This window comes from Mesorhizobium sp. M7A.F.Ca.CA.002.09.1.1 (assembly GCF_003998555.1).
Lineage (GTDB): Bacteria > Pseudomonadota > Alphaproteobacteria > Rhizobiales > Rhizobiaceae > Mesorhizobium > Mesorhizobium ciceri.
The window spans coordinates 1-4,928 of the sequence record NZ_RZRR01000396.1; the positions used below are offsets into that span (position 1 = coordinate 1).

Here is a 4,928-nt window from a genome sequence, read left to right on the forward strand (position 1 = left end):
TGTCGAGACGGCGCTGGCGAACCTCTCCACGCTGGCGGCACTCGGCCCACAACAGCTGCTGTTTCACCACGATCCGACGCGCGGCCACGGGCTCGATGCCTTGCGCGCTTTCGCCCGGCTCGCAACTGCCTACGCAGCCGAAACCACCCTCGAATGCGTCGTTGCCTGCGCTGGTGATCTTGACGCCGAGTTGTCCGGCGTCGCCGACCTGGTTCGCCGGGCCGGGCTAAAACTCTCGGCCATTGCCGTGTCGCCGTCGGTCGACCGGCAGTCGACACCGCCGGGCAGCGCGTGGCCGGAATGCCCGCCGCTCGACGACATTTATGCCGCAGCGCGGCGGGCATTCCCCGATATCCGCCTCGGCGGCGGCATGTTCAGCTATTTCACCGAACTCAACCGCAAGCGCGTTCCGGCAGACCAGCTCGATTTCGTCACCCATTGCACCTGCCCGATCGTGCACGCCGCCGACGATCTCAGCGTCATGCAGTCGCTGGAGGCGCTGCCTTTCATCACCCAATCGGCACGGGCTATCTTCGGGGCAAAGCCCTACCGGATCGGACCGTCGACGATTGCCATGCGCCAGAACCCTTATGGCGGAGCGACCAAACCCAATCCCGGGGGACAGCGCATTGCCATGGCCGACAGCGATCCGCGCCATGCCGGCCAGTTCGCGGCGGCTTGGACGGTCGGCTATGCCGCGCGCGTCGCAGCCGCTGGGCTGGAACAGCTCACGCTCTCCAGCTTCACCGGACCGTTCGGCGTGCTGGCGTCATCCGGAGAACCCGTCGCGGAAGGATCGCCCCGGCCGCTCTTCAGAGCCATCAAGGGGCTTTGCGAACTGGCCGGCCTTGCGCATGTGGCCGCAGGGACGAGCGATGAGACCAAGGTGCTGGCGCTGGCTGGACGCTCGGCCTCGGGCGACACTGTCGTGTGGCTGGCGAACCTGACGGCGGACGACGTGCAAGTCGACATTTCAGCTTTTGGCCGAGGCCATCTCGTGATGACGCCTTACGAGATCGTCCGGATCGACTGACGTTATTTTTCGGAGTTCATCACATAGAGCGCGCGCGAGCGTTCGAGATGCTTGATCATCGCCTTCTCGGCGCCATCGGCATCCTTCTTCTCGATGCGGCCGATGATCTCTTCGTGCTCGGTGAGCGTGAACTTTTCCTTGCCGGTCCAGATCAGCATTTCGGTGTGGTATTCCTTCAGCCAGCCGAGCATCGCCTCGCTGACGGCGACATAGATCGGGTTGCCGGAGATCGCGGCGATCTGTGTATGGAACTTCATGTCGGCGGAGATGAAGGCTTCGGAATCGCCGCGAAAGCCGCGCTGTTCGGCAACGGTGGCCCGCAGCCGCAGCACATCCTCGGCGGTGGCCTTTTCGGCGGCTTCCCTGACCATGCCACGCTCGAAGAAGATGCGCGCGGTCTTCAGGTGCTCCAGCGTGTCTTTCGATGACGACAGGATGATCTTGGCGGCGCCGTCGACCTGCTTGATGATCGACTTGGCGGTGAGTTGCAGCACCTTGGCGCGTTCGCCATGCGAGATCGCAACCAGCCCCATATTGCTCAGCGCCTGCATCGCCTCGCGGATCGCGGGGCGGCCGACCTCGAAGCGCTCCATCAGCTCGCGCTCCGAGGGCATGTCGTCGCCTGGCATCAGCTCGCCGCTGGTGATCAGGCGCTTCAGCCGCAAGAAGACCTCATCGGAAAGCTTGCGCCGGACAATCGGTTCCGAACGGTTCATCGCCGCGAATCACTCCCTTGACCCGGCCCTATCTAACACTGCCGCCACAATTCCCGGAATTGCCGTCTGTCGATCCCGCTGCCGGATATGACTTGCAATACTTATGTACTCATTATACCAGATTCGAAACACCAGTGAACCTTTTTCGAACGCCTCGGCTTGAGACAGCGGACCATGATCACCCTCACCTACCGCATCGAAACGCCTGGAAGCATCGAAGCGCTGGCGGCCAAGATCGCCAGCGATCAGTCGACCGGCACCTTCGTAGCGCTGCCCGGCGAGACCGAGGAACTGAAGGCCCGGGTGGCGGCACGTGTGCTGGCGATTCGGCCTCTGCCCGATGCCGAGCGGCCGTCGCTTCCCAATGACGGTAAGGGGCCGTTCAGGCGCGCCGATGTCGACATCGCCTTTCCGTTCGATGCCATCGGCACCGACCTTTCGGCGCTGATGACGATTGCCATCGGCGGCACCTATTCGATCAAGGGCCTTACCGGGATTCGCGTCGTCGACATGAAATTGCCGGAGGAGTATCGCGGGGCACATCCCGGCCCACAGTTCGGTGTCGCCGGCAGCCGCCGGCTGACCAATGTGACTGACCGCCCGATCATCGGCACGATCGTCAAGCCGGCGCTAGGATTGCGGCCGCACGAGACGGCGGCAATGGTGGCGGAACTGATCGCCGCCGGCGTCGACTTCATCAAGGATGACGAGAAGCTGATGAGCCCGGCCTATTCGCCCCTGTCGGAACGGGTGAAGGCAATCATGCCGCTGATCCTCGATCACGAGCAGAAGACCGGCAAGAAGGTGATGTATGCCTTCGGCATTTCGCACGCCGATCCCGACGAGATGATGCGCAACCACGATCTGGTGGCGAAGGCCGGCGGCAATTGTGCTGTTATCAACATCAATTCGATCGGCTTTGGCGGCATGGCATTCCTGAGAAAACGCTCCGGCCTGGTGCTGCATGCTCATCGCAACGGCTGGGACATCCTCACCCGTCACCCCGGCCTCGGCATGGACTTCAAGGTCTGGCAGCAATTCTGGCGACTGCTCGGCGTCGACCAGTTCCAGATCAACGGCATCGCCTCGAAATACTGGGAACCGGATGACTCTTTCGTCGAATCCTTCAAGGCGGTGACGACGCCGATCTTTTCGGCTGGGGACTGCGCATTACCGGTGGCAGGTTCCGGCCAGTGGGGCGGTCAGGCGCCCGAGACATATGCACGAACCGGCCGGACCGTGGATCTTCTCTATCTCTGCGGCGGCGGCATCGTCAGCCATCCGGACGGACCGGGCGCCGGCGTACGTGCCGTGCAGCAAGCCTGGCAATCGGCGGTCGACGGCATTCCGCTGGCCGACTTCGCCTTGAACCATCCCGAACTGGCGCGGTCGATCGAAAAATTCGGCGACGGCAAGGCAGCCTGAGACGATGCAGGACCTGCTTCTCAGCTATTATGGCGACGACCTGACCGGCTCGACCGATGTCATGGAGGCGCTCGAGCTCGGTGGCGTGCCGACCGTGCTGTTCATGCGCCAGCCGGACGCGGCCCTGCTGTCCCGGTTTGGCCATTGCCGGGCGATAGGGCTGGCCGGCACCAGCCGCAGTGAGACGCCGCAATGGATGGACACGCATCTGCGCGATGCCTTCGCCTGGCTGAAGACGCTTAACGCCGAGATTTGCCACTACAAGGTCTGCTCGACCTTCGATTCCAGCCCGACGATCGGCAGCATCGGCCGAGCCATCGAGGTCGGCCGCTCGGTGTTCGCGCAGGATAGCGTGCCGCTGCTGGTCGGCGCGCCGCAGCTCAAGCGCTATACCGCTTTCGGCCATCTGTTCGCGGCCTATCGCGACCAATATTTCCGCATTGATCGCCACCCGGTGATGAGCCGTCACCCGACGACGCCAATGGATGAGTCCGATCTGCTGATCCATCTGTCGCGGCAGACGGCGCTGAGCTCCGGGCTGGTCGATCTTGCGACGCTGCAGTCGGCATCGCGGTCGGCGGCGTTCGATCGCCTGACCGGAAACGGCACCGCCATCGTGCTTGTCGATGTCGACAGTCTGGAGACGCAGGTTTTGGCCGGCAAGGAACTGTGGCGCGTTCGCAAGCCCGGCGGTTCTTTTGTCGTCGGCTCGTCCGGTGTCGAATATGCGCTGCTGGCCGAATGGACGTCGAATGGCGTCGTCAGCGCTGGGCCAGGCTTCACACCGCCGGGCGCTGCCGAGCGGATAGCCGTCGTGTCGGGCAGTTGCTCGCCGACCACCGAACGACAGATCCGGCATGCCCTGACCGACGGTTTCGACGGCATCGAGGTCGATCCGGTCGAACTGGTTTCGGAGGCCTCGCAGCAGGCGATCACGCGCGCAACGGCAAGCGGCCGTGCCAGTCTGCAAGCCGGGCGCAGCGTCATCCTCTACACCGCGCTTGGCCCCACTGCCGACAGGGGCGCCGAAATCGACCGGGAGGGAGGCGCCCGCCACAGGCTTGGCCGCGGCCTCGGAGAAATCCTTCGCAACCTGACGGTGGAACAGAGCCTGCGTCGCGTGGTCATTGCAGGCGGCGACACGTCGAGCCACGCACTCGGCGAGACGGGCGTCGATGCCCTGACAATTCGCATGCCGCTGCCCGCTTCGCCGGGTTCCCCGCTTTGCGTTGCCCACTCGCGCGTCAAGGCGATCGACGGACTGGAGGTCGCGCTCAAGGGCGGCCAGGTCGGGACCGATCGCTATTTCTCAGCCATCCGCGACGGCCTCGGCGGTTGAAACAGCCAGCGCCTGCGTCCAGGTGTTGGCCGTGGGAACATCTCAGCGCGCGAAATACGCCTTGCCGGGTGGAAATCCCGGTAACACCCGGTATTATCTGCGAAAATGCCGAAGTCGGGAGGATGCCGGGTGCAGACCAAGAAGATCATCAACGATGGCAACCGCGCCGTCGACGAGATGCTGGAAGGCATCCTGGCAGCGCATCCCCGCCATCTCAAAAGCGTGGACGGCAGTCCACGCTCCATCGTCGCCCGCGACGGGCCGCGCCAGGGCAAGGTGGGCCTGGTCATCGGCGGCGGCTCGGGCCACGAGCCGAGCTTTCTCGGCTTTGTCGGCAAGGGCTTGGCTGACGCTGCGGCCATCGGCAATGTCTTTGCCGCGACGCCGGCGGACCCGATCCTCGAATGCGCCAAGG

The 4,928-nt window shown here is 64.2% G+C and carries 4 protein-coding genes and 1 pseudogene; 4 read left to right on the top strand and 1 reads right to left on the bottom strand.

Features of this window, described 5'->3' with window-relative positions; all coding sequences use genetic code 11:
- Nucleotides 1-1,033, top strand: a pseudogene (locus EN994_RS17830) (hypothetical protein); the annotation flags it as partial.
- Nucleotides 1,034-1,035: 2 nt separating this feature from the next.
- Here the strand turns inward: EN994_RS17830 and EN994_RS17835 are convergent.
- Entirely contained in the window at nt 1,036-1,749 is a 714-nt protein-coding gene (locus tag EN994_RS17835) for a transcriptional regulator NanR (protein ID WP_063167520.1), read from the bottom strand.
- Nucleotides 1,750-1,923: 174 nt separating this feature from the next.
- Here EN994_RS17835 and oiaX point away from each other — a divergent pair, with 174 nt between their 5' ends.
- From oiaX to EN994_RS17850, 3 genes are all read left to right on the top strand, one after another.
- Nucleotides 1,924-3,174: a 3-oxo-isoapionate-4-phosphate decarboxylase OiaX gene (gene oiaX / locus EN994_RS17840; protein WP_063167519.1), complete on the top strand. Its 1,251-nt coding sequence runs from the start codon at nt 1,924-1,926 to the stop codon at nt 3,172-3,174.
- A 4-nt stretch (nt 3,175-3,178) separates the two neighbouring features.
- Complete coding sequence (locus tag EN994_RS17845; protein ID WP_127307689.1) at nt 3,179-4,513, top strand: four-carbon acid sugar kinase family protein; 1,335 nt, start codon at nt 3,179-3,181, stop codon at nt 4,511-4,513.
- A 129-nt stretch (nt 4,514-4,642) separates the two neighbouring features.
- Nucleotides 4,643-4,928: dihydroxyacetone kinase subunit DhaK (locus EN994_RS17850; RefSeq protein WP_164745988.1), on the top strand; the 286-nt coding region annotated here is incomplete at its 3' end.